The following is a 20,949-nucleotide window of genomic DNA, read 5'->3' as shown; positions in this document are numbered from 1 at the left end:
ACCAGACAACAGGAGACACCGACATGATCAAGAACCTCGGCAGTGCGGAACAGATCCGCAATGAAATTCTGCGGCGCCTGCAGGAAAACGCCGACCTCGGCGACGCCTGCCGCGACTGCGACATCCCGTTGCCGCAGCGTGTCGACGCAGCTGCCAACGGCGGCTGCAACTGGGCCATCGAAGCCTTCCCCGCAGTCCCGCCGGCATGCCTGGCCACGGTCAAGGCAGTCACCACCGAGATGATGCGCGAGTACGACCTGTGCTAGCCGGGCAGCGCCAGCCTCCCGGCCGCTGCCGGGGGCCGACCGTCGTTTCCACGGCGGCAGCCCGCCAGGCGCTCAATTGCCCTCGGGGCGGCCTGCTGCCCGGTATCCTCCAACTGTCACGCATAAAGTTGCTCGTGCCGGCGCTGGCATGCGGTACAGCGCTTCGCGGTCGGGTATGCCTGCAGACGCGAGAACGGGATCGGCTGCTGGCAATCGATACAGGTGCCATACTGGCCGTGCTGCATCCGCGCCCGCGCGGCGGCGATGTCGGCCAGTTGCATGCGGTAATGGTCCAGCATCGCGTCGTCCTGCCGCTGCGTGATTTCTTCGTCGGCAAGGTCGCCCTCGTCCCGCGCCTCACGCTGCGCCAACGGTGTCATCGGCGTGTCGGCGGAACCAACGGCGGCATGGATGCGCGCTTCGTCCGCGTCAAGCTGCTCTGCCAGCGAGATGGTTTCCTGCGCTGTGAGCTTGCTCATGATGGATCTCCTGGACCCGGTGGCGCCTGCAGCGCCTGCCGGATGCCGACTGCCAGGCGCTCTGCCACGGGAATGCGGTTAGATGGGTGCGCAACGGTGTCGCACGTGACAATGTCGGCCGCGACCGCTTGCAGGTCGGCGTAGGCTGCCTCTGCGAACAGCGCGTGGACGCCGACACAGACCGGCGCCGGGTAGCCGTGTTCAAGCAGCAGGCGCGCCGACGCCAGCATGGTGCGCGCGGTGGAGACCATGTCGTCGACCAGTACCGGCGTATGGCCAGCGGGCTGGGCAGGCCGCTCGCGTCGATGCTGACCTCGTGGTCGCCGAAGCGCTGCTTGGCCAAGACAATGCTGTCCGCGCCACAGCGGCTAGCGATGTCATCGACCCATTGCTGGCTCTCCTCGTCGGGGCCGACGAGCAACGGCGCGCGCACCGCCTGGCCGATCCATGACGCAATCGCCGGGGCGGCATGCACGGCAATCGCCGGCCTGGTGAAGATCTCGCTCAGACTGCCGATCCGGTGAAGGTGCGGGTCCACCGTGACCAGCCAGTCGAAGCTGGCCCCCAGCAGCGCCGCAAAATGGCGTGCCGACACGATCTCCCCTGTCCGGAAGACCTTGTCCTGGCGCATGTACGCCAGGTATGGCGCCACCAGTCCAACCCGCACGGCGCCGCCTTCCCTGGCAGCGGCGGCGAGCCACAGCAGCGGCACCAGCTTGGCATCCGGACGGTCCAGCGTGCACACCACCATGGCTTCGCAACCGGCCACAGGCTGCAGCAGCCTGACGTAGGACTCGCCGTCGGGAAAGCCCCGGACCTCGGCCTCGCCCGGCCGGCCGGGCAGGCAGGCTGCGATGGCCGCGGCCTGCCATTCATTGCCGGGCATGGCGAATACAATCGGGTTCATGAAGGCGTCCTTGCATGCTCGCATCCAAGCATGCCGTGCCCGCGCTAGCGGCGGGTGACGGCCAGTGCGACCAGGGCGCCGGCCACGGCCGCGACCGCGGCGACGGAGCCGATGCTCTCCCAGGGATGTGCGTGGACGTAACGATCCGTGGTGTCGACCCATTGCGAGACACGCATCTGCGCCGCCTGGCGTTGCTCGGCCAGGCGCTCCTGGAGCGCGTGCAGGCGTGCGCCCAGCTGCGCGCGTGCCTGGGTGGTCTCCAGGCCGGCTTCGTCGGCGACATCCCGCAACAACGCCTGTACATCCGCCAGCAGCGTGTTGGCATCACGGGCTAGTGCATCCTTGTGCAGCAAGAGCTCGGCGCGAATATCGTTCATGTCATTCTCCTTTTCACTGAGTCATCGCCGTGCATCACACGGCACCATGGAAATCCAGTCGAACTACAAGTTCCCGCCAGCCGCTGCAAAATGCTGGCAGAACCATTTGCCGGCGAGCTCGCCGACCTGTTCCAGCGCGCCTGGCTGCTCGAACAGGTGAGTGGCGCCGGGAATCACCTCCAGCCGCTTCTCGCATTGCATCCATGCGGTGGCGCGCGCGTTGAGCTTCAGCACCACCGGATCCGCTTCGCCCACGATCATCAACGTCGGGGCCTGCAGTTGGCGCAGCGCCTCGTGGCCTGCCAGGTCGACGCGGCCGCCGCGCGACACCACCGCGTCGATCCGCATGCGCGGCGGCGGCTCAGCGGCGGCACGGATGGCCGCGGCAGCCCCCATACTGGCGGCGAAGTAGCCGAGCCGCAGGTGGCGCTCGCGCGTCAGGTGCGCGACCGAGACCGTGGCAGCCTTGAGGCGCTCCCCGAGCATGGCGATGTCGAATCGCTTCGACATCCCGACGTCCTCGTCCGGCGCCAGCAGGTCAAACAGCAGCGTGCCCAGGCCCACCCGATTCAGCGTCGATGCGACCCCGCGGTTGCGCACGCTGTGGCGCGAACTGCCGCTGCCATGTGCGAACAGGACCAGGCCGGATGCCGCTTCCGGCAGGGTAAGGTCGCCTGGCAGCGCGATGTCGCCGATATGGATCCGCACCTGTTCGATGGTGATGTGCTCCATGAGATCTTCCCTTTCCCCCTCTTCCTGTCCTTGCCAACGGCCTCGCCACCGTCACGTCCTGTGCCAGTGCACGTTCAGTTCGGTCTCGGCGATGCCGAAGTCGATCGTCAGCGTTCCCCGGCAGGAATGTTGGATGGGGTTGCCGATGTCCTGCGCCAGGTGCATTCCGCGGTCGTGGTTCGACGGGGCGCGTTCACACTGTTAAAGCTATGCGCCTGCGCGGCTATCGACTTGGGCTGGATCAAACAATGGCCAGACACCTGCAGGCGACGCCGCCTACATGATCCGCCGTAGCAGGCCGCGCAATGCCGGCGACGGGCGGGCTGTGACGGTGGCCGTTGATACCGATCAAAGGCCAGCCCCGACCCGCCGCTATCGTGGAATGAAGCGCAACCTGCGCAAGGATCCAAACGATGGCATGGGACACCGGTGTCCACGAAGCTGAAGTGAAGCATTTCTTGCGCAAGTCGGCCGTCTCTCTGTTCCACCCGCGGCGCTTCCCCACCATCGCAAGCCGCTGTCGCCGGCGGGCCAGGCCATCCGTCACCGGTGCCGCCTGGGCGGAGCGCGCGCCCAGGTGGCTGCCGGCCGCCCTCTGACTACGACCATGGAACTCCGCAAACGGAATTTCTCGCTCTGGTATGCTCGCGGCGACCCTGACGACGCTGGCGCTCCAATTCTACGTCGCCACGGAAACCGTCAGCACCCTGGCCTACAGCGACTTCAAGGCCTTGCTCAAGGCCGGCAAGGTGCGCAGCGCCACCGTCGGCGAGACGGCGATCAGCGGCATGCTGGCGACAGCGGGGGTCGAGACCATCCTGCCGGCCGACCAGGCGGCCGTGCTGCAGCGCGGGGGCCGCCCCGAGCGCGCCTTCACCACGGCCCGGGTCAGCGATCCCGGCCTGCTGGCCGACCTGGACGCGGCCCATGTGCGCTATGCCGGGCAGGCCGATGCCAGGTGGCTGGGCACGCTGCTATCCTGGATCGTGCCGGCGGCCGCCTTCCTGGCCATCTGGAGCCTGCTGTTCCGTCGCATCGGCACCGCCGCCAACGGGCTGATGGAAATCGGCAAGAGCAAGGCCAAGGTTTACCTGCAGCAGGAGACCGGTGTCACTTTCGCCGACGTGGCCGGCATCGACGAGGCCAAGGTCGAGTTGATGGAGGTGGTGGACTTCCTCAAGAACCCCGAGCGGTACCGGCGCCTGGGCGGCAAGATCCCCAAGGGGGTGCTGCTGCTGGGCGCCCCGGGCACCGGCAAGACCCTGCTGGCGCGGGCGGTCGCCGGCGAGGCCGGGGTGCCGTTCTTCAGCATGAGCGGTGCCGAGTTCGTGGAGATGTTCGTCGGCGTGGGGGCGGCGCGCGTGCGCGACCTGTTCGCTCAGGCCGAGCAGAAGGCGCCGTGCATTATCTTCATCGACGAACTCGACGCGCTGGGCAAGACACGCACACTAAACGTGGCCGGCGGCCAGGACGAACGTGAGCAGACGCTCAACCAGCTGCTGGTGCAGATGGACGGCTTCGACACCAACAAGGGCGTGATCATCATGGCCGCCACAAACCGGCCGGAAATCCTCGACGCCGCGCTGCTGCGGCCCGGGCGCTTTGATCGCCATATCGTGCTGGACCGCCCCGACCTCAAAGGGCGCGAGCAGATCCTTGGTGTGCACGTGCGTAATGTCAAACTGGCCCCGGAAGTCAATCTCCGAGAACTGGCCGCGCGCACGCCGGGCTTTGCCGGCGCCGACCTCGCCAACCTGGTCAACGAGGCCGCACTGCTGGCCGCTCGCAACAACAAGCCGGCGGTCGACAACGCAGACTTCAACCTGGCCCTCGACCGCATCGTTGGCGGGCTGGAAAAACGCAACCGGATCATGATCCCGCTGGAAAAGCAGACCATTGCCTACCACGAGGCCGGGCATGCGCTGGTGGCCGAATGCCGCCGGCACGCGGACCGGGTCTCGCGCATCTCCATCATTCCGCGCGGCGTTGCGGCGCTCGGCTATACGCAGCAGACCCCGACCGAAGACCGCTACCTGCTACGCCGGAGCGAGTTGCTGGACCGGCTGGATGTGCTGCTGGGCGGGCGCGCGGCTGAACAGATCGTCTTTGGCGACGTCTCCACCGGCGCGCAGAACGACCTGGAACGCGCCACCGACATGGCGCGGCAGATGATCACCCAGTTCGGCATGAGCGAATCGCTCGGCCTGCCGTGCTACGAGCACGCACGCGGCACCCTGCTGCCCTCCGCGGCCGCCCTGTCGCGGCCGGAACGCGAGTACAGCGAGCGCACCGCGCAGGCGATCGACGAAGAGATCCGGCTCACGCTGAACCAGTCCGCCGAGCGGGCCCGCCAGACCTTGCTCGGGCAGCGCGCGCGCCTCGACCGGCTGGCGCAGCTGCTGCTTGAGAAAGAGGTGGTCGACCGGGCCGCGCTCGACGCCCTGATGCAGGCGGATGGCGCAGCGGCGCCGCACGACGAACCCGCTATGCAGTAGCCGCCCCAGGAGTACCCCATGGCATCCCCGCTTACTCCCTTCCTTGCAGTCCGAGAGGCCGGACAGCGCCTGCAGGGCAATGCCTCCGACTACGAGCCGCTGCTCGACATGGCCCGCGGCAAAGACTTTGTCCTGCTTGGCGAAGCCACGCACGGCACGGCCGAGTTCTACCGGATGAGGGCGCAGATCACGCAGGCGCTGGTCCGTGGCCAGGCCTTCGATGCCGTCGCCATCGAAGGCGACTGGCCCGACGCCTGGCGTGTCAACCGCTACGCGCAGGGCGAGGGCGATGACAGCGCCGAGGAGGCCCTAAGCGATTTCGAGCGCTTCCCGTCCTGGATGTGGCGCAACCGGGAGTTCCTGGCGTTCATCGAATGGCTGCGCGGCCACAATGCCGGCCTGCCGCCGGAACGGCGGGTCGGTGTCTACGGGCTCGACCTCTACAGCCTGTATCGCTCCGCCGAGGCCGTGCTCCGCTATCTGGAGCGCGCCGACCCGCTGCAGGCCGAGGCTGCCCGGCAGCACTATGGCGCGCTCGACCATGTGCGTGACCCGGCTGCCTACGGCTACCAGGCTGCGACCGGACTGCGTGCGCCAGCGCGCGACGGCGCCATCCGCCAGCTGCTGCAGCTGCGCACCGACGAGGCCGCCTATATCTCCCGCAACGGCCTGGCGGCCATGGATTCGCACTACTTTGCCGAGCGCAACGCGACGGTGGTCGTCAATGCGGAAGCCTACTATCGCGAGATGTTCGGCCGCCGTGTCAGCACCTGGAACCTGCGCGACGCGCACATGGCGCAGACGCTGTCTTCGCTGGCCGCCTACCGGCTGCGCCGCGGCGGCAGCGGGCGCATCGTGGTCTGGGCCCACAACTCACACCTCGGCGATGCGCGCGCCACGGAATCGCAGGTGCGCGGCGAGTGGAACCTCGGGCAGCTGGTGCGCCAGCAGGCCGGCGCGCAGGCGCTGCTGGTCGGCTTTACACCTACACCGGCCATGTCTGTGCCGCCTCCGAATGGGACGGCGACCCTGAACACAAAGCCGTGGTGCCGGCGTTGCACGACAGCTGGGAGGCACTGTTCCACAGCACCGGGCTTGACCGCTTCTTCCTGCCGCTTGGGCCGCAGGCCAGCCACCCGCTCTTCGAGGTCATGCTGGAACGGGCCATCGGCGTGCTCTACCTGCCGCGCACGGAGCGCGCCAGCCACTACTTCGATGCCTCGATCGCCGGCCAGTTCGACGCCCTCTTCCATCTGGACGAGACCACCGCGCTGGAACCGCTGCAGTCAGGGCATCCCGTACCCGCGCTGGACAGCGACCGGCCGGACTGAAGCGCACGCCCATTACAGTCAGCGGCCGCGACCCTGGCGCTTGCGTTGCATCAACGTGCAGGCCGGGATGGCCACTACCGTAAAGCGTGCCAGACCCACTCATTGCCAATGCGGAGATCGTAATGCCTGCAAGAACACTTATCTTCCACCAGGGCGCGCGCCGCATGATGCTGAGCGGCGTGCAACAACTGGCCCACGCGGTCAAGGTGACGCTGGGTCCGGGCGGCCGCAACGTGATCGTGGAGCGGCCCGACATGGTGCCGCTGGTCGCCAATTCCGGCGTGGTCGTGGCGAAGTCGGTGACGCTGGCCAACCCGTTCGCCGACATGGGCGCCCGCCTGCTTTGCGAGGCCGCGGTGCGCACCAGCGAGATCGCCGGCGACGGCACCACGACCGCGACCACGCTGGCCCACGCGATCGTGGCTGAAGGCGTGAAATACGTCGAAGCCGGCCACGACCCCATGCAACTCAAGCGCGGCATCGAGGCCGCCGGCAAGCTGATCGCCAGCGCCTTGCTGGAGAGTGCCCGGCCCTGCGGCAGTACCGACGAGATGCGCCAGATCGCCACGATCTCGGCCAGCGGCGACCAGACCGTCGGCACGCTGGTGGCGCAGGCTGTCGAGCGGGTCGGCAAGGATGGTGCGATCAGCGTGGAGGATGGCTCCAAGCTGGACGACGCACTCGACATCGCCGACGGCGCGCTGATCGATCGTGGCTACCTCTCGCCCTTGTTCGCGACCAACGAGAGCCGTGCCGTCGTGCTGGAGTCACCATTGGTGCTGCTGTGCGACGCGAACATTTCCGCGATCGCGCAACTGCTTCCGGTCCTGGAAGCCGTGAGCCGCGCCGGCCGGCCCTTGCTGGTCATCGCCAACGACGTGGAGGGCGAGGCCCTGGCCACGCTCGTGGTCAACAACCTGCGCGGCGCGCTGAAGAGCTGCGCGGTCAAGTCGCCGGGTTTCGGCGACTCGCGTACCGAGCAGCTGGGCGACCTCGCCGCGCTGACCGGCGCCACCGTGGTCTCGCCACAGGCCGGCATCTCGCTCGAGCACGTCACCCTGGAACAGCTTGGCGAAGCCCGCCGCGTGGAGGTCAACAAGGACACCACCACCCTGATCGCCTCCGGTGACGAACGGCCGCGCGTGGCCGAGCGCATTGCCGCCCTGCGCCTGCGCCTGGACGAGGTGCGCTCGGACTATGAGCGCGAGGCCCTGCAGCGGCGCCTGGCCCGGCTGGCCGGCGGCGTGGCCGTGATCAAGGTGGGTGCGGCAACGGAGAGCGCGCTGCACGAGCGCAAGAACCGCTTCCAGGATGCGTTGCACGCCACCCGCGCCGCGGTGGACGAGGGCATCGTCGCCGGCGGCGGCGTGGCACTGCTGCGCGCCCGCGCCGCCCTCGAAGCCTGGCAGGCGCCGAATGCCGAGCAGGCCGCCGGCGGCCACATCGTCCACGCGGCACTGGCCGCGCCGATGCGGCAGATCGCCGCCAACGCTGGCGCGGATGCCGACGCAGTGGTGCACCAGGTGTGCGCCGGCTCGGGCACGCTCGGCTACGACGCCGGCACCGAGCGCTATGGCGACATGATCGAACTGGGCGTGATCGACCCCGTCAAGGTGGTGCGCACGGCCCTGCAGAATGCCGTCTCGATCGCCTCCCTGCTGCTGACGACGGACTGCATGATCGCGATCCAGCGCAGCCCTGCCGGCCATGGCGATGCCGGCACGCGCCCGGGGTTGTCGATGTTCGGCGAAGATTACTGAGCAACGCTGCCTGCGTGAGCCGCCATGACTACCATCGATAGCGAAAGCCCGCTGCTGACCGACCTGTACGAGTTCACCATGATGCAGGCGTACTTCGACAGCGGCATGCACGATATCGCCAGCTTCGAGTTCTTCGTCCGCAAGCTGCCGCCGGGCAGGAACTTCCTGCTGGCCGCGGGACTGGAACAGGTGCTCGCCTACCTGGAACGGCTGCGCTTCAGCGTGGACGACCTCGACCAACTGGCGTCGACCGGGCATTTCAGCCCGGCGTTCCTGCAATCGCTTACGCACTTCCGCTTCAGCGGGGATGTCCAGGCCATGCCGGAGGGCACGGTGTTCTTCCCGGACGAGCCCATCCTGCGCATTACCGCGCCGATCCAGCAGGCCCAGCTGGTCGAAAGCCGGGTCATGAACCTGCTGCACTACGAGACCATCGTGGCCAGCAAGGCGGCGCGCGTGGTGCTGGCGGGGTCGGGGCGCATGCTGGTCGATTTCGGACTGCGCCGCGCGCACGGCGCCGAAGCCGGCCTGCTGTCGGCCCGGGCCAGCTATCTGGCGGGGTTCACCGGCACCGCGACGCTGCTGGCCGGTGTGCGCTTCGCCATCCCGTCGTACGGCACCATGGCGCATTCCTATGTGCAGGCGCACTTGGACGAGGCCGAGGCCTTCGCGTCGTTCGCGCGCTCGCAGCCGGACAACGCCACGCTGCTGATCGACACTTACGATACCGAGGCCGCTGCGCACAAGGTGACGGCACTGGCCGCGACGCTGCGCGCCAGCGGGATCGCCGTCAAGGCGGTGCGCATCGACAGCGGCGACCTCGGCGCGCATGCGCGCCGGGTGCGCGCCATCCTCGACGGCGCCGGCCTGCAGTCGATCGGCATCTTTGCCAGCGGCAACCTGGACGAGTATCGCGTCCGCGACCTGGTCGCAGCGGGCGCGCCCATTGACGGTTTCGGGGTCGGCACGTGCATGAACACCTCGGCCGACGCCCCGTATCTCGATTGTGCATACAAGCTGACCGAGTACGCGGGCCTGCCGCGGCGCAAGCGCTCGGAAGGCAAGGCCACCTGGCCTGGCCGCAAGCAGTCCTACCGCCGCTATGGCGCCGACGGCACCATGCTCGGCGATACGCTGACGATCGAGGGGGATGCCTGTGACGGGCTGCCGCTGATGCAGCCTTGCATGGCGCGTGGCCGGCGTGTGGCGCCAGAGGTGTCGCTGCTCACCAGCCGGGCCTATGCCGCAAGGCAACTGGCCGCGCTGCCCGCTGCCCTGCGCGCGCTGGAGCCGTCGGCACCCTATCCGGTCACCGTCAGCACTGCCCTGCAGGACCTGGCGCGCGCTGCCGATGCGCTGACCGCGCAGGCCAGCCCGGCAGCGACGCCCCAGTAGTGCGGCAAGGGCGCCATGCCTGAGCTAGCCGGGCCTGACTTCGATCTGGTTGACGACCGCGCTGACGCCCGGCGCAGACCAGGCCGCTTCGAATGCCGCCTCGCGCTCCGCCAGCGTGGGCAGAGTGCCGGTCAGCGTCACAGCGCCATCCCTCACCGTCACGGTCACCTGGTCGGCGTCGCTGGCGGCCTGGCGTGCGATGGCCGCCTGGATCCGTGCCGCCACGTCCTGCTTGTCGGCACGAGGCCGGATGGCGAGCGCATTGGTGACCCCGACCACGCCGAACAGTCCGGCCACGGCGTGCTCGGCGGCGGTGCGCTGGTAGTACCAGTCGACATCGCCGCTCAGGGTCACCACGCCGTGTTCGACCAGGATCCGGATACGGTCGGCCGGCACCATCGCATCCCAGGACAGCACGTTGGCCGCGGCCCGGGCAATGTCCGCATCGGTGCGGCGCGCATCGTCGGGCAGGTGAACGTCCAGTTCCACGGCCAGCGCCCGCACGCCGGGGATGCGCCTGACGGCCGCTTCCGCCGAGTACTTCTCGGCAAAGGTGCCAAGGTGCCCGGTCAGCGTGACGACGCCGTCCTGGACCTGGACCCCGATTTCGTTGCCATGGACCGCCGGATCCCAGATCAGCGCCTCGGTCACGTCTTGCTGCAGCTGCCTGTCGCCCTTCATGGATGCCTCCTCGCGTGCGCGCGTTTTACCGCCCTTTCAGGCATGCCACTACCTCCGCATCCTCGACCTGCGAAAAGTCGCGGTAGAACTGCCCGACTGCCCGGAAGCCGGCCGGCGTCTCCAGGCACACCACCTCGTCGGCATAGGGCTGCAACAGCTCCAGCGTCCGCGGCGGCGCCACCGGCACCGCGCAGATCAGCCGCGCGGGCTTCTGCTCGCGGATGGCGTGCAGCGCGGCGATCATCGAGGCCCCGGTCGCCAGGCCGTCGTCCACGACGATGACCACGCGACCGGTGGCGCGGACCGGCTCCCGGCCCGGTGTGTAGTCGGCGCGGCGCCGCCGCAGCACTCCAAGCTGGGCCGCGCGCTCGCGGTCGACGTATTCGCTGTCGGCGCCTGCCGCCGCAGCATAGGGCGTGAGATAGGTCCAGCCGCTCTCGTCCACGGCGCCGATGGCGAACTCCGAGTTGCCCGGCGCGCCGAGCTTGCGCACGAGCACGACGTCAAGGTCGGCGCCGAGCGCGTCGGCAATGATGGCACCCATCGGCACTGCGCCGCGGGGCACGGCCAGCACCAGCGGCCGCTTTCCTGCGTGGCCGGCGAGCGCACGCGCCAGTTGTGCGGCGGCATCGGCCCTGTCCATGAATGGCATGGTTGCCCTCCTGTGGTAGCGCGTGTCGACTTACGCCGGGTAGCCCACGCTCTGGGCCAGGATCACGCGCTGGTCGGGCTCCAGCCGCATGGCGGTGGCCAGTGCGCGGCGGTCCAGCAGGCCGCGCGCCACCGTGGCCAGGCCGGACGCAGCGCAGAAGAGGTAGACATTCTGGCTGATATACCCCGTGTCCAGCGCGGTATAGAACTGGCGCAGCGGCTTGTCGGTCTCGTCGAGCCTGGAGAGCCGGCTGACGTAGACGAGGTTCAATGGCACCTCGGCAACATATTCCTGCAGGCCGGTGGCCGCACGCAGGTCTTCGCCGATGATCAGCCGAAGGCGCCAGTCCGCCGGTTCGAGCACATACAGGCCGTCGCGCAGCGCCACGTACAAGTCAATTTCCTGCCAGTTGCGGGTCGAGGGCGCGGTGCGCAGGCCGGTGCCCGGGCGATTGACCCCGAAAGCGGCCCACAGCAAGGACGACAGCAGCGCGTCATCCAGGCTCCGCGGGGCAAAGTGCCGGGTCGAGCGGCGCTGCTGCAGAGCCGTCAGCAGCGGCATTCCGCCTTCGGTCTGCGGCGCCGGCAGCTTGAGGTATTCCACGCTGGCTTCGGATAAAACGATGGGATGTGTCACGTCGTGCTCCAGATGGATGGGGTCGGCCCGGCCCCTTGGGATTACCGTAGGCGGTGAGCCGGCCCTGCAGTTTGGGATGGATCAAAGGAACGCCCGTTTGCTCGTGGCGTGTAACAGGACATCTCGGTCTCGGCTCCTGCTCGGCCTTGTCTCGCTGGGCGTCCGGCCACAATGCGCAGGCCGCCGGCCATGCGACCCCTGTGCTCTGACCAACGCAGGCGCGGCTTGGCGATGCCGCGCCCCCCGACGCATTGCGCACTCCTTGCGATACATCAATCTCCCGCCAGGGTCGCCCTCCTAGACTTATCCAGACCTGCGCGCCCCGGGGCAGGCCAGCCGCTTGACTATAGGAGTCCCACCATGCCAGACCAGACCGATCCCGCCTTCGAACTCGCGCGCTGCGCCGAGCAGTCCGCCCTGCGCATATGGCTGCGCTGGGAAGAATCGCGCCAGATGCTGCTCAGACTCCGCCTCACGGCCCTGGACGAGGACATCAAGGGCGCCCGGCAGGCGCTCGCGCGCGTCACCGACGCACCCGACTGGAACGCCTTCCATGGCCTGCCCGCTCAAATTCTGGCCGCGCAGGTTGAGCGCAACGCCGCGCATGCACGAGACTTTGGCACCCTTTACGTTGAAATGGCCTCGGCTTTCATGGAGCACCTGCGCGAGTCGACTGAAGCCTGGCAGGACTACCAGCGCAAGGTCATGGTGGAGGGAGGCGGCTACGCGCCCTTTGCGGAATCGGCGCGCGAGATGTTCGACAACGTCGGCCGCCTGATGGCCGTCCCTACCCCAGGCGCGAAGGCCCAGGCGCGCCCGGCCGGCGCGGCACGGAGCTGACGAGATGGCCGGGCAACGCATTGCCCTGGTGACGGGAGGCATGGGCGGCCTCGGCGAAGCCATTGCCGTGCGGCTTCTGGCCGACGGCGTACGCGTCGTGGTGACGCACTCCGAACACAATGACCACGTGGCCCAATGGCTCGGCGCGCAACGCAACGCCGGCCGCGAGTTTGCGGCATTCCCGGTCGACGTGACGGACTTCGCGTCCTGCCAGCGCTGCGTGTCGCACGTGCGCAGCGAGGTCGGCGACGTCGACATTCTGATCAACAATGCCGGGGTCACGCGCGACCGGACCCTGCGCAAGATGGACAAGGCTGACTGGGACTTCGTGCTGCGCACGGACCTCGACTCGCTCTTCCATATGACGCGCCCGCTGGTTGAGCCGATGATGGCGCGCGCTTGGGGCCGGATCGTCAATATCTCTTCGGTCAATGCCTCGCGAGGCGCTTTTGGCCAGACCAACTATGCCGCCGCCAAGGCGGGGGTACATGGCTTCACCAAGGCGCTGGCGCTGGAACTCGCGCGCAAAGGCATCACCGTCAACACGGTTTCGCCGGGCTACCTGGATACACACATGGTGACGGACATGCCCGCGGAGATCCTCGAGCGGGACGTGTTGCCGACCATCCCGGTCGGCCGGCTCGGCAAGCCAGCCGAGGTCGCGGCAATGATCTCTTACCTGTGCGGCGATGACGGGGCCTTTGTCACTGGCGCCAACTTTGCGATCAACGGAGGGCAACACCTGCAATGAGGATCGATGACAGGGCGTTGCCGCCCAGCCTGGCGGCCATGCCGGAATGCGCGCCGCAGCCCGCCATGCCGGCGCAAGTCTGGTTGGACAAGCAGATCCGCGCCGGCCTGGCCCGCGCCACCGGCGGCCTGTCGGTGATCTCGGCAAGCCTGGCCGGGCTCGACTGGGCGCTGCAGCTCAGCATCTCCCCGGCAAAGGTGGTGCAGGCGTGGCAGGCGTGGCTGCAGCACAGCATCGAGGATTCGCCACGGCTGTTGCCGACGGCGGCCGAGCCGCCGTCCGTAAACGTCAGCGACCAGCGCTTTGCCGATGCCGGCTGGCAGGACTGGCCTTATCGTTGCTGGCGCGATGCGTTCATGCGCAACGAAGCCTTCTGGGAGTCGCTGACGCAGGATATCGACGGCCTGTCGCGCCATCACCAGCACATCGTCGCCTTCTGCGCCCGGCAATGGCTTGACCTCCTCGCGCCCGGTAATGTTTGGTGGATGAGTCCGACTATTGCCAGGACCACCTCGAGCACCTTCGGCACCAACTTCCTGCAAGGCGCCCGCCACTGGCTGCAGGACGCCAGTGAGCTGCTGTCAAAGGTCCCCGGACTGCCCGCTGGGCGCCCGGCGCTGGAATTTCTACCCGGGCGCGACGTGGCGCTGACGCCCGGCAAGGTGGTGTTCCGCAACGCGCTGATCGAGCTGATCGAGTATGCGCCCGTCCCTGGCACCGATACGGCCTGGCGCGAGCCGGTGCTGATCGTGCCGTCCTGGATCATGCGCTATTACATCCTCGACCTGAAGCCCGAGGATTCACTGGTGCGCTACCTGGTCGAGAGCGGCCATACCGTGTTCATGATCTCATGGAAGAACCCGGACGCCTCGGCCCGCGAGTTCGGGCTTGACACCTACCTGGAGGCCGGGCTTCTGGCTGCGCTCGACACCGTGCACGACCGCTGCGACGGCGCGCACATCCACGCCGCCGGGTATTGCCTGGGCGGCACCCTGCTTGCCACGGGCGCTGCCATGCTGGCCCGCGACGCCGCCGGCGGATCATTGGCCAGCGTGACGCTCTTTGCGGCTGAAACCGATTTCCATGATCCGGGCGAACTGGGGCTGTTCATCGACAAGAGCTCGCTCGCAACGCTGGACTCCCTCATGTGGAGCCAAGGATATCTGGACGGGCCGCAGATGAAGGCTGCCTTTCAGATGCTCAACGCCCAGGACCTGATCTGGTCGCGCGTGATGAGCGAGTATCTGCTCGGCCAACGTTTGCGCGCCAACGATCTGGTCTCATGGAACCGCGACACTACGCGACTGCCTTACCGCCTGCATTCGGAATGCCTGCACAAGCTGTTCCTTGGCAACGAGCTGGCCACCGGCAAGCTGTGCGTCGGCGGACAGCCTGTCGCCCTGTCGGACCTCGACCTCCCGCTCTTCGTGGTAGGCACCGAACACGACCACGTCTCTCCCTGGCGCTCCGTGTACAAGCTGCACTTGCTGACCCAGGCCGAACTGACCTTCTTGCTGACTTCGGGCGGCCACAACGCAGGCATTGTGTCGGAACCGGGCCACCCGCGCCGGCGCTACCATGTGCATACGCGATTGCCCGCCGCGCCCTACCTGAGCCCGGAGCAATTCCTCAGCATAGCTGCGTACCGCGAGGGTTCCTGGTGGCCGGAGTGGCATGACTGGCTAGTGGCCCACTCGACAGGGCGCTGCACGCGACAGGCGCCGGCCCCGGGTCTCGCGGACGCACCCGGTACCTATGTGCTAGAACCCTAAGGTCTCTTCACAGCGCTGCGCCTTGCATTGCGACAAGGCAGACTGCCGGTGAAAGACGTGGCGGCGAACAGCTTCTGGTCGACCACCGCCCATTGCGCCGAAGGGTATGTCCTGAAGACAGAACCTGGGGGCACGGCACGGCACACACTACCAATCGCGGGCAGCGATCAATACATCGCCGCCCGTACGCGAATGCACGCGCGGAAGAAATCCTCGGTAGAAAAGCCGGCCTTTATCGCCCGAGCTCGCCAGACAGCATAAGTTCTACCTTGGCCTTCGATGTACCGGTCACGGGTAGCCGGCTCGAATGGAAACATGCCGTCGGACACGGGAAATGCCGGTCGACGCCTAAGGAACTCATTCCAGAAACCCTGCGCAAGCTGGTGGAGTGTTCGGTTGTCATTGTTCATCGCATCCCATTTAAGCGACACGCTATCAGCATTGATAGCGATAGGCCAGGTATCGGCCTGCATCGCTACACCGATGCCGTTCTCGCACTTGCCTCAGCATCCCGCTCCGTAGATAGCCCCATCTGTACCGTCCTTCATCGCATCGCCGAGTCGCTGCGGCAATCAGTGCGACATCAGTACCGGCACTGTCATCGACTCGAGCAGCGTTCGGGTGACACCGCCAAGGACCAGCTCGTGCACCCGGCTGTGCCCGTAGGCCCCCATGATGATCAGGTCAGCATTTCGGTCCGCGGCGTGCGAGAGCAACAGCTGGCCGACGTCCTCGCCGTCTCCCGCCGCAAAAGTGCACAGCTGCACTGCCACGCCATGCCGAGCCAGCCAGTCCACGGCATACTGAGGCGGCGAAACCCATGGCCCCTTCAGAACGCCAGATGGTGTCCACGAAACCACTTCCACGGTGCCTGCGCGCTGCAGAAGTGGGAGCGCATCGCGGATGGCCCGCGCCGACTCGCGGCTGCCATTCCACGCCACCATGATGTTCTTGCCAACACTCGGGAACCGGCCCGCATACGGGACCACCAGCACCGGCCGCCCGCATTGCAGCACGATGGATTCAACAAAGCCGGGCTCGGCGTAGGCGGCATCATCAGTGGGATCGTGCTGTCCGAGGATGACAAGATCCGCCCGATGTGCCTCTGCCTGGACCGTCACCGCCGTGGCCCAGTCCGGCGCCCGCCATTCCGTAATGACGGCTACCTCGTCCGTCGCGCCCATCAGGGCATGGCGGGCCCGCTCGCCGACCTGATGCTGCCATTCGTTGTAGGAGGCGAGATAGCGGTCACCGTCCACCAGGTAGCGTACGGCGGTGGGATCCGGCTTGCCGACGGCAAGCAGGCCGACCAGCGTGGATTGGAACTCCAGCGCCAGCTGGGTGGCGAGGTTCAGCCGGTCGTACACGCGGCGGCTGGCATCGAGATGAACCAGGATCGTTGCGTAGTCCATGGATTGACTCCATCATGCAGCCCCGAACGGGGCTTTTCTTAAATCTATATCGCCCCCCGGTCCCGGATTTGTCGTGCATCAAGCCGCCTTCCTGTCCGCGCCACAGGCGGTACCGCTGGCACCACCACTACCGCTCTGGTTCGCGCCACTATGGTTCCCATAGAGCGAGCGCCGGTGCGCTTGCCGAATGCGCCCCGGTGGCAACCTTCGCAGGAGACTCACATGCATGAAACAAAGCGGTCGTACAAGGGGTTCCACATCGTGTTGTTCGTCCCCGACGCCATCGCGCCGGGCAAGCCCAGCGGCGGTGTCCTTTTCACAGCGTCGGACAGAGGCATCGGCGTTCGCTTTACGCCAGACTGGCCCGCCGTGCCGGGCAGCGTGCAACAGGCCGAAGAGTGGCTCTTCGCCTATGCAGCGGGCGTTGTCGACTGCGAACTGGGCCGGGGGCTTCGGCATTGACCTGCGCTACGACTGAGCGGCGCGACCATCCGAGCATGAGAAGCCATTGCCGGGCACGCCAGGTACGGGTTGCCCCAAGCCGCCTGACGCCAGCGCGGCCGTGCGTGGCTTCGGCGGCCGTAGCGGGTCCGGAACGGCGGTACACGCTGCGCATAGCGGCACCAACGCGCAGGCGGCAAGCCTGCGCCATCCTGGCCCTCTTGCCGGCGTGCATGACTGCAAGCGATTCTTCATGGGTGGCTCCTTGGGGGCGCACCGCCCCAGGGTGGCTGCTGCCGGCCACAACGTGCGTCTCACACCGCGAAGCGAAAATGGCCGCTGTGCAGCACGATGTGCCGCGCACCTGTCATCTCGAACAGCGCTCCCGCGACGCGTTCAATGTCCTGGCGGTTGCTCATGAATGCCGGCAGCAAATCTTCACTGCGATACGAGCGTGCGCCGAAATGATCCTCAAGCGCCTCGGCAGTGATCTCATAGGTTGCCGGCGAGCCGTCCACCTTCGCGGCACACTGCAGGCTTGGCCCGGTCGGGCAATAATCCGGCGTCTCGCCGGCAAAGTCGATCGTATGCATAGCTCTCTGGCGTAACGCCCTCCAAAGTCTGTTCGCCTGCCTACGCCTCCTCGGCGCGGACAAGCAGGACGGGCGCGACGGCTAGGGTGATCACGCTCCGCGCGACGCTGCCCATGACGAGTCGCCGCACTCCCCGGCGACCATGCGTACCCAACACAACCAGATCGGCACCCCAGCCATTGGCGTCGGCCGCGATCGTGGTAGCAACATCTCCCTCGACCATCGGCTTGCCCAGCAGCCGCGTTACGTGGCGAATGCCCGCTGCGGCAAGCCTGCTGGCGGCGGCGGCGAGGACGCTTTCGCCCGCCGTCGTGAGGTCCTCTATCAACCTTACCGGATCCAGATTTCTGATATCCAGGAACGGGCTGCGGTCATCGACCACATGGACCACCTCCACTTCCGCGTTGGCGGCGAGCGCGATGATCATGGCCTGTTCGAGGGCAAGTTCCGAAGCGGCGCCGCCGTCCATGGCGACAAGGATGCGCTGGTACATAGCGGTTTCTCCGGCGGTTGGAGCCTGTGGTGGCTCGGGTCTGGACTGGTTTAATCCAGCGTAGGGCAGGCGGCGCAACTGCTGTTGATACGTGTCAAAGCCGCTGCACGATGCCCCCAATCGCTACGGCGGGCGCGCGTATGTCCCAGTTGATGCGCATCAATGGCGGCCGCCACGCAAGGCCTACGCTGCAGACACAGCGACGTCCGCTGCGAATCTGACCGGAGCCAGTGATGACCCAAGCCGCGATTGTTTTTTACTCCCGCACCGGCACCGTACGCCAGGTCGCCGAGGCCGTTGCCGCTCGGTCGGGATGGCCACTGGCCGAGGTCGCCGACGTGAAAAGCCGCGCCGGGATCCTTGGGGACCTCCGGTGCGTTATCGATAACCTCTTTCACCGCCAGGTCGAGTACCGCTACGGCGGCCCGGCCCTTGATCGCTGCGAGCATGTCGTGGTCCTGGCACCGGTATGGATGGGCAGGCTGGCGGCCCCGATGCGCAGCTTCCTCGCCGCCAGCGTCGCCACGCCGCCGCTGGCCGGGCGCGTGTCGGCAATCTGTATCATGGCAGCGCGCGGGGGCTTCCAGGCAGAGGCGGAGATAGCCAGGCTCACGGGCAAAACACCCGCGCCGGCGCTCGTGCTGCTCGAACGTGACGTGCTGAGCGGCGATGCCGCCGCCGAGATCGATGACTTCGTGCAGGCGTTGCGGTTCGCGGATTCCAGGCCTGCCCACGCCGAGCGTCCCGCCTGGTTGTCCCCGAACGAGACGTGAGCGCTTCTTCCGGCTCCGTCGCTCCCCCTCCTCTTTCGCGGTCGTCCCTGAACCCCCGCGAACTTGCTGCGCGACGTCGTGCCCGCGGCAACACGTCCAGGCGGCGGGCTCAGCGACGCGGGCAGGGTGTCGTGCCGCAGAGCAGCCAGTCGTCCTCAAGCGTATTGACCGGCAGCCGGAACGTCATCTCGAGCGGCTCGCCAGCGACGACGATGTCACGCATCTGGTCCCGCCCCTGGTAGCCCACCGCGAGCCGATAGGCACCCGGCTTGAGTCGCATGTAGAACAGCGGCCCGCTGGCGGTAGTGTGCAGCACGGGGCGGCCCTCCTGGCTGGCCACGACCACCGTGGCACCGCCCAGCGGGTTGCCGCGCCCGGCATCCACCATCGTCAGCCGTACGTTGAAACGCGCGGCGATGGTCAGCATGCTTTGCATGCCCGCCTCATCGTCTCCACCCGATACGTAGGAGACGCCGTGCTGCTCCATGATCTGCACGCCAGCGCCAGCGGGCGTCGCGCGAGTGGCGCAACCAGCCGCCGCAACGGCAATCGCCAGCGACGACAGCCCGAGGCCAAGGCTTCTTGACACCTGCATTTGCGTCGCTCCGAAAGGATTGTTGGGGTATCCGCGGACTGGGACCGAACGGTCAGGGAGTTTCGCTGCCTGACTGCTGCCGGACGAGCAGTACGGGGCGAACTGTCTTGCTGACGACGTGCTCCGAGACCGAGCCCAGCACCATGCGCCGCACGCCGCGATGGCCGTGTGTGCCCATGACGATCAGGTCTGCGCTCCAGTGGTCCGCTTCCGCGACGATCGCCTCGGCAACCTTCGCAGGGGTGCCAGGCGTCTCGGCCAACCTGCTGCTCCAGCGCACGCCGGCGGCACTCAGGCGCTCGCCGGCGCGTGCCAGCACTTGCTTGCCATAGGCAATGATGTCGGCCATCAGCCAGGGCCGGTAACCCGGCCTGATCTCGAAGAACAGGTCGCTGTCGTCGACGACGAACATGGCGCTGACCTCGGCGTGGGTGGCCAGCGCCATGGACACGGCCTGCTCCAGGGCATTTAAGGATGAGCGGCTGCCATCGATGGCTAGGAGAATGCGGCGGTACATGGCGACCTCGGCTTCGGCTATGGTTCTTTCCAAAGTAGCGGTCGCAAGGACATGCGGGTTGATGCCAGTCAACGAAGTCCTAAGTCCCCCTGGCCGGTGGGTTGCGAACTCGGACCGGTCAACGACATGCGCAGGCCACCCGTCTTCATGCCGCGCAATCGCGGTGAGCTTGTGGTACCCAGCGCTTCGCCGCTATTCAATGCGACAGCAGCAGCGGCATCCCGGCATGGTGCATCAGGGTCCGCGTGGTGCCGCCCAGCATCACCTCGCGCATGCGGGAATGTCCGTAGCCACCGGCCACGAGCAGGTCCGCGTTCAGGCTGCGTGTAGCCTCGAGCAGTACCCGACCAACCGCCTCGCTCGTCGGTTCGTTGTACACCCCCGCGGCGATGCCATGCCGCTCGAGGTATTGCCGCAGGCCCGCGACCGGCTCCGACTTTGGAGTGGGCCGGCCGTCCCGGTTCCATACCGCCACGATAGTGACCCGCTCTGCGCACAGCAACAGCGGCATCGCGTCCGCCACCGCGCGAGCAGCCTCTCGCCAGCCATCCCACGCGATCACGATATGTTCCATCTCCACCTGCTGGTAGGCATCCGGCACCAGCAACACGGGCCTCCCGGCATTCAGCAGTACATATTCGGCGGTCTCGGCTGCCAGGCTGCCTACCGAATACGGGTCGGGCGGTGGTGCCAGCACGACGATGTCGGATACGCGGCCTTCCTGCGCCAACGCCCATCCCGGGTCTTCCTCGACCACGCGGTGGGTGTGTGCCACCCCCGGCGCTGCCTGCTCCATGACGCGCCGGAACGCGACGCCCGTCTCTTCCGCCTGTGCCGCCAGGCCGACCCTGGCCACATCCACGTAGCGCTCCGCATCGCTGCTGGCGTCCGGAATCCGCTCGAACGGCACGCCGGTCGCGGTTAATCCCACCACATGACCGCCGGAGCGTTTGGCGAGGTCCGCTGCAACTCCTACACGCGCGGCGCAGCCTACGTCGCGCCCGAGTTCGACCAATACGGTTTTGAAGGCCATGATGCTCTCCTGTGCAGG

General features: G+C 67.3%; 22 protein-coding genes and 3 pseudogenes. 10 read left to right on the top strand and 15 right to left on the bottom strand.

The genetic code is table 11. The features are described 5' to 3' along the window. Positions 1-23 precede the first annotated feature (23 nt). Entirely contained in the window at positions 24-266 is a 243-nt protein-coding gene (locus tag ABNX08_RS08755; protein ID WP_022534811.1) for a hypothetical protein, read from the top strand. 116 nt (positions 267-382) lie between these two features. Here the strand turns inward: ABNX08_RS08755 and ABNX08_RS08750 are convergent, their stop codons facing one another. From ABNX08_RS08750 to ABNX08_RS08730, 5 genes and pseudogenes are all read right to left on the bottom strand, one after another. Beyond that, positions 383-745, bottom strand: coding sequence for a TraR/DksA C4-type zinc finger protein (locus tag ABNX08_RS08750; protein ID WP_022534810.1), 363 nt, complete (start codon positions 743-745; stop codon positions 383-385). Continuing rightward, positions 742-996 (bottom strand): hypothetical protein, encoded by a 255-nt coding sequence (locus ABNX08_RS08745; protein WP_349605053.1) that lies wholly within the window; start codon positions 994-996, stop codon positions 742-744. Before ABNX08_RS08745 ends, ABNX08_RS08750 begins: the two co-directional genes overlap by 4 nt. A gap of 371 nt (positions 997-1,367) precedes the next feature. Beyond that, positions 1,368-1,631 (bottom strand): annotated as a pseudogene (locus ABNX08_RS08740) (ribose-phosphate pyrophosphokinase-like domain-containing protein); the annotation flags it as partial. 65 nt (positions 1,632-1,696) lie between these two features. Next, positions 1,697-2,029, bottom strand: a complete 333-nt coding sequence (locus ABNX08_RS08735; protein ID WP_022534809.1) for a YqjD family protein — start codon at positions 2,027-2,029, stop codon at positions 1,697-1,699. Positions 2,030-2,092: 63 nt separating this feature from the next. Next, complete coding sequence (locus ABNX08_RS08730; protein ID WP_022534808.1) at positions 2,093-2,761, bottom strand: dienelactone hydrolase family protein; 669 nt, start codon at positions 2,759-2,761, stop codon at positions 2,093-2,095. A 607-nt stretch (positions 2,762-3,368) separates the two neighbouring features. Between ABNX08_RS08730 and ftsH the strand changes: the two are divergent. The 4 genes and pseudogenes from ftsH (at position 3,369) to ABNX08_RS08710 (ending at position 9,742) form a co-directional block, all read left to right on the top strand. Next, positions 3,369-5,256, top strand: a pseudogene (ftsH, locus tag ABNX08_RS08725) (ATP-dependent zinc metalloprotease FtsH). Between the two features lie 18 nt (positions 5,257-5,274). Then, positions 5,275-6,587: pseudogene (locus tag ABNX08_RS08720) on the top strand (erythromycin esterase family protein). 122 nt (positions 6,588-6,709) lie between these two features. Further along, positions 6,710-8,347, top strand: a complete 1,638-nt coding sequence (groL, locus tag ABNX08_RS08715) for a chaperonin GroEL (protein WP_022534805.1) — start codon at positions 6,710-6,712, stop codon at positions 8,345-8,347. A gap of 24 nt (positions 8,348-8,371) precedes the next feature. Further along, positions 8,372-9,742, top strand: coding sequence for a nicotinate phosphoribosyltransferase (locus ABNX08_RS08710; RefSeq protein WP_022534804.1), 1,371 nt, complete (start codon positions 8,372-8,374; stop codon positions 9,740-9,742). Positions 9,743-9,766: 24 nt separating this feature from the next. Here ABNX08_RS08710 and ABNX08_RS08705 read toward each other — a convergent pair whose 3' ends face one another. Genes ABNX08_RS08705 through ABNX08_RS08695 form a run of 3 tightly spaced genes read right to left on the bottom strand, consistent with a single transcriptional unit; the run spans position 9,767 to position 11,711 of the window. Beyond that, on the bottom strand, positions 9,767-10,423 hold the full coding sequence (locus tag ABNX08_RS08705) for a BON domain-containing protein (protein WP_022534803.1): 657 nt from the start codon (positions 10,421-10,423) through the stop codon (positions 9,767-9,769). A 25-nt stretch (positions 10,424-10,448) separates the two neighbouring features. Beyond that, positions 10,449-11,075: a phosphoribosyltransferase gene (locus ABNX08_RS08700; protein ID WP_022534802.1), complete on the bottom strand. Its 627-nt coding sequence runs from the start codon at positions 11,073-11,075 to the stop codon at positions 10,449-10,451. Positions 11,076-11,105: 30 nt separating this feature from the next. After that, the gene (locus ABNX08_RS08695; protein ID WP_022534801.1) at positions 11,106-11,711 is read right to left on the bottom strand and encodes a nitroreductase family protein; all 606 of its coding nucleotides are present in this window, start codon (positions 11,709-11,711) and stop codon (positions 11,106-11,108) included. Between the two features lie 360 nt (positions 11,712-12,071). Between ABNX08_RS08695 and ABNX08_RS08690 the strand changes: the two genes are divergently transcribed. Genes ABNX08_RS08690 through ABNX08_RS08680 form a run of 3 tightly spaced genes read left to right on the top strand, consistent with a single transcriptional unit; the run spans position 12,072 to position 15,074 of the window. Beyond that, entirely contained in the window at positions 12,072-12,551 is a 480-nt protein-coding gene (locus ABNX08_RS08690; RefSeq protein ID WP_022534800.1) for a hypothetical protein, read from the top strand. A gap of 4 nt (positions 12,552-12,555) precedes the next feature. After that, entirely contained in the window at positions 12,556-13,302 is a 747-nt protein-coding gene (gene phbB, locus ABNX08_RS08685; protein ID WP_022534799.1) for an acetoacetyl-CoA reductase, read from the top strand. Then, positions 13,299-15,074: an alpha/beta hydrolase gene (locus ABNX08_RS08680; RefSeq protein WP_022534798.1), complete on the top strand. Its 1,776-nt coding sequence runs from the start codon at positions 13,299-13,301 to the stop codon at positions 15,072-15,074. Before phbB ends, ABNX08_RS08680 begins: the two co-directional genes overlap by 4 nt. A 167-nt stretch (positions 15,075-15,241) precedes the next feature. Here the strand turns inward: ABNX08_RS08680 and ABNX08_RS08675 are convergent, their stop codons facing one another. Together ABNX08_RS08675 and ABNX08_RS08670 are read right to left on the bottom strand one after the other, a co-directional pair. Further along, complete coding sequence (locus ABNX08_RS08675; RefSeq protein WP_022534797.1) at positions 15,242-15,547, bottom strand: hypothetical protein; 306 nt, start codon at positions 15,545-15,547, stop codon at positions 15,242-15,244. 99 nt (positions 15,548-15,646) lie between these two features. Beyond that, positions 15,647-16,486 (bottom strand): universal stress protein, encoded by an 840-nt coding sequence (locus ABNX08_RS08670; RefSeq protein ID WP_022534796.1) that lies wholly within the window; start codon positions 16,484-16,486, stop codon positions 15,647-15,649. Between the two features lie 222 nt (positions 16,487-16,708). Between ABNX08_RS08670 and ABNX08_RS08665 the strand changes: the two genes are divergently transcribed. Beyond that, a complete protein-coding gene (locus ABNX08_RS08665) occupies positions 16,709-16,948 on the top strand; it encodes a hypothetical protein (protein ID WP_349605057.1) in 240 nt (79 codons plus the stop codon). Positions 16,949-17,241: 293 nt separating this feature from the next. On the opposite strand, the gene ABNX08_RS08660 is transcribed toward ABNX08_RS08665, so the two are convergent. Together ABNX08_RS08660 and ABNX08_RS08655 are read right to left on the bottom strand one after the other, a co-directional pair. Further along, positions 17,242-17,520 carry a DUF1488 domain-containing protein gene (locus ABNX08_RS08660; protein WP_022534794.1) on the bottom strand — a complete coding sequence of 93 codons (279 nt, stop codon included), beginning with the start codon at positions 17,518-17,520 and terminating at the stop codon, positions 17,242-17,244. Positions 17,521-17,560: 40 nt separating this feature from the next. Further along, complete coding sequence (locus ABNX08_RS08655) at positions 17,561-18,013, bottom strand: universal stress protein (protein ID WP_022534793.1); 453 nt, start codon at positions 18,011-18,013, stop codon at positions 17,561-17,563. Between the two features lie 233 nt (positions 18,014-18,246). Between ABNX08_RS08655 and ABNX08_RS08650 the strand changes: the two genes are divergently transcribed. Further along, positions 18,247-18,786, top strand: coding sequence for a flavodoxin family protein (locus ABNX08_RS08650; protein ID WP_022534792.1), 540 nt, complete (start codon positions 18,247-18,249; stop codon positions 18,784-18,786). Between the two features lie 109 nt (positions 18,787-18,895). On the opposite strand, the gene ABNX08_RS08645 is transcribed toward ABNX08_RS08650, so the two are convergent. From ABNX08_RS08645 to ABNX08_RS08635, 3 genes are all read right to left on the bottom strand, one after another. Next, entirely contained in the window at positions 18,896-19,381 is a 486-nt protein-coding gene (locus tag ABNX08_RS08645) for a carboxypeptidase-like regulatory domain-containing protein (protein ID WP_022534791.1), read from the bottom strand. Positions 19,382-19,433: 52 nt separating this feature from the next. After that, entirely contained in the window at positions 19,434-19,898 is a 465-nt protein-coding gene (locus tag ABNX08_RS08640) for a universal stress protein (protein WP_022534790.1), read from the bottom strand. Positions 19,899-20,094: 196 nt separating this feature from the next. Continuing rightward, positions 20,095-20,931: a universal stress protein gene (locus tag ABNX08_RS08635; RefSeq protein WP_022534789.1), complete on the bottom strand. Its 837-nt coding sequence runs from the start codon at positions 20,929-20,931 to the stop codon at positions 20,095-20,097. Between the last annotated feature and the right edge of the window lie 18 nt (positions 20,932-20,949).

This window comes from Cupriavidus sp. DF5525 (assembly GCF_040149425.2).
Lineage (GTDB): Bacteria > Pseudomonadota > Gammaproteobacteria > Burkholderiales > Burkholderiaceae > Cupriavidus > Cupriavidus pickettii_A.
The sequence above is the reverse complement of the archived record's forward strand: the minus strand, read 5'-3'. Positions and strand labels throughout refer to the sequence as shown.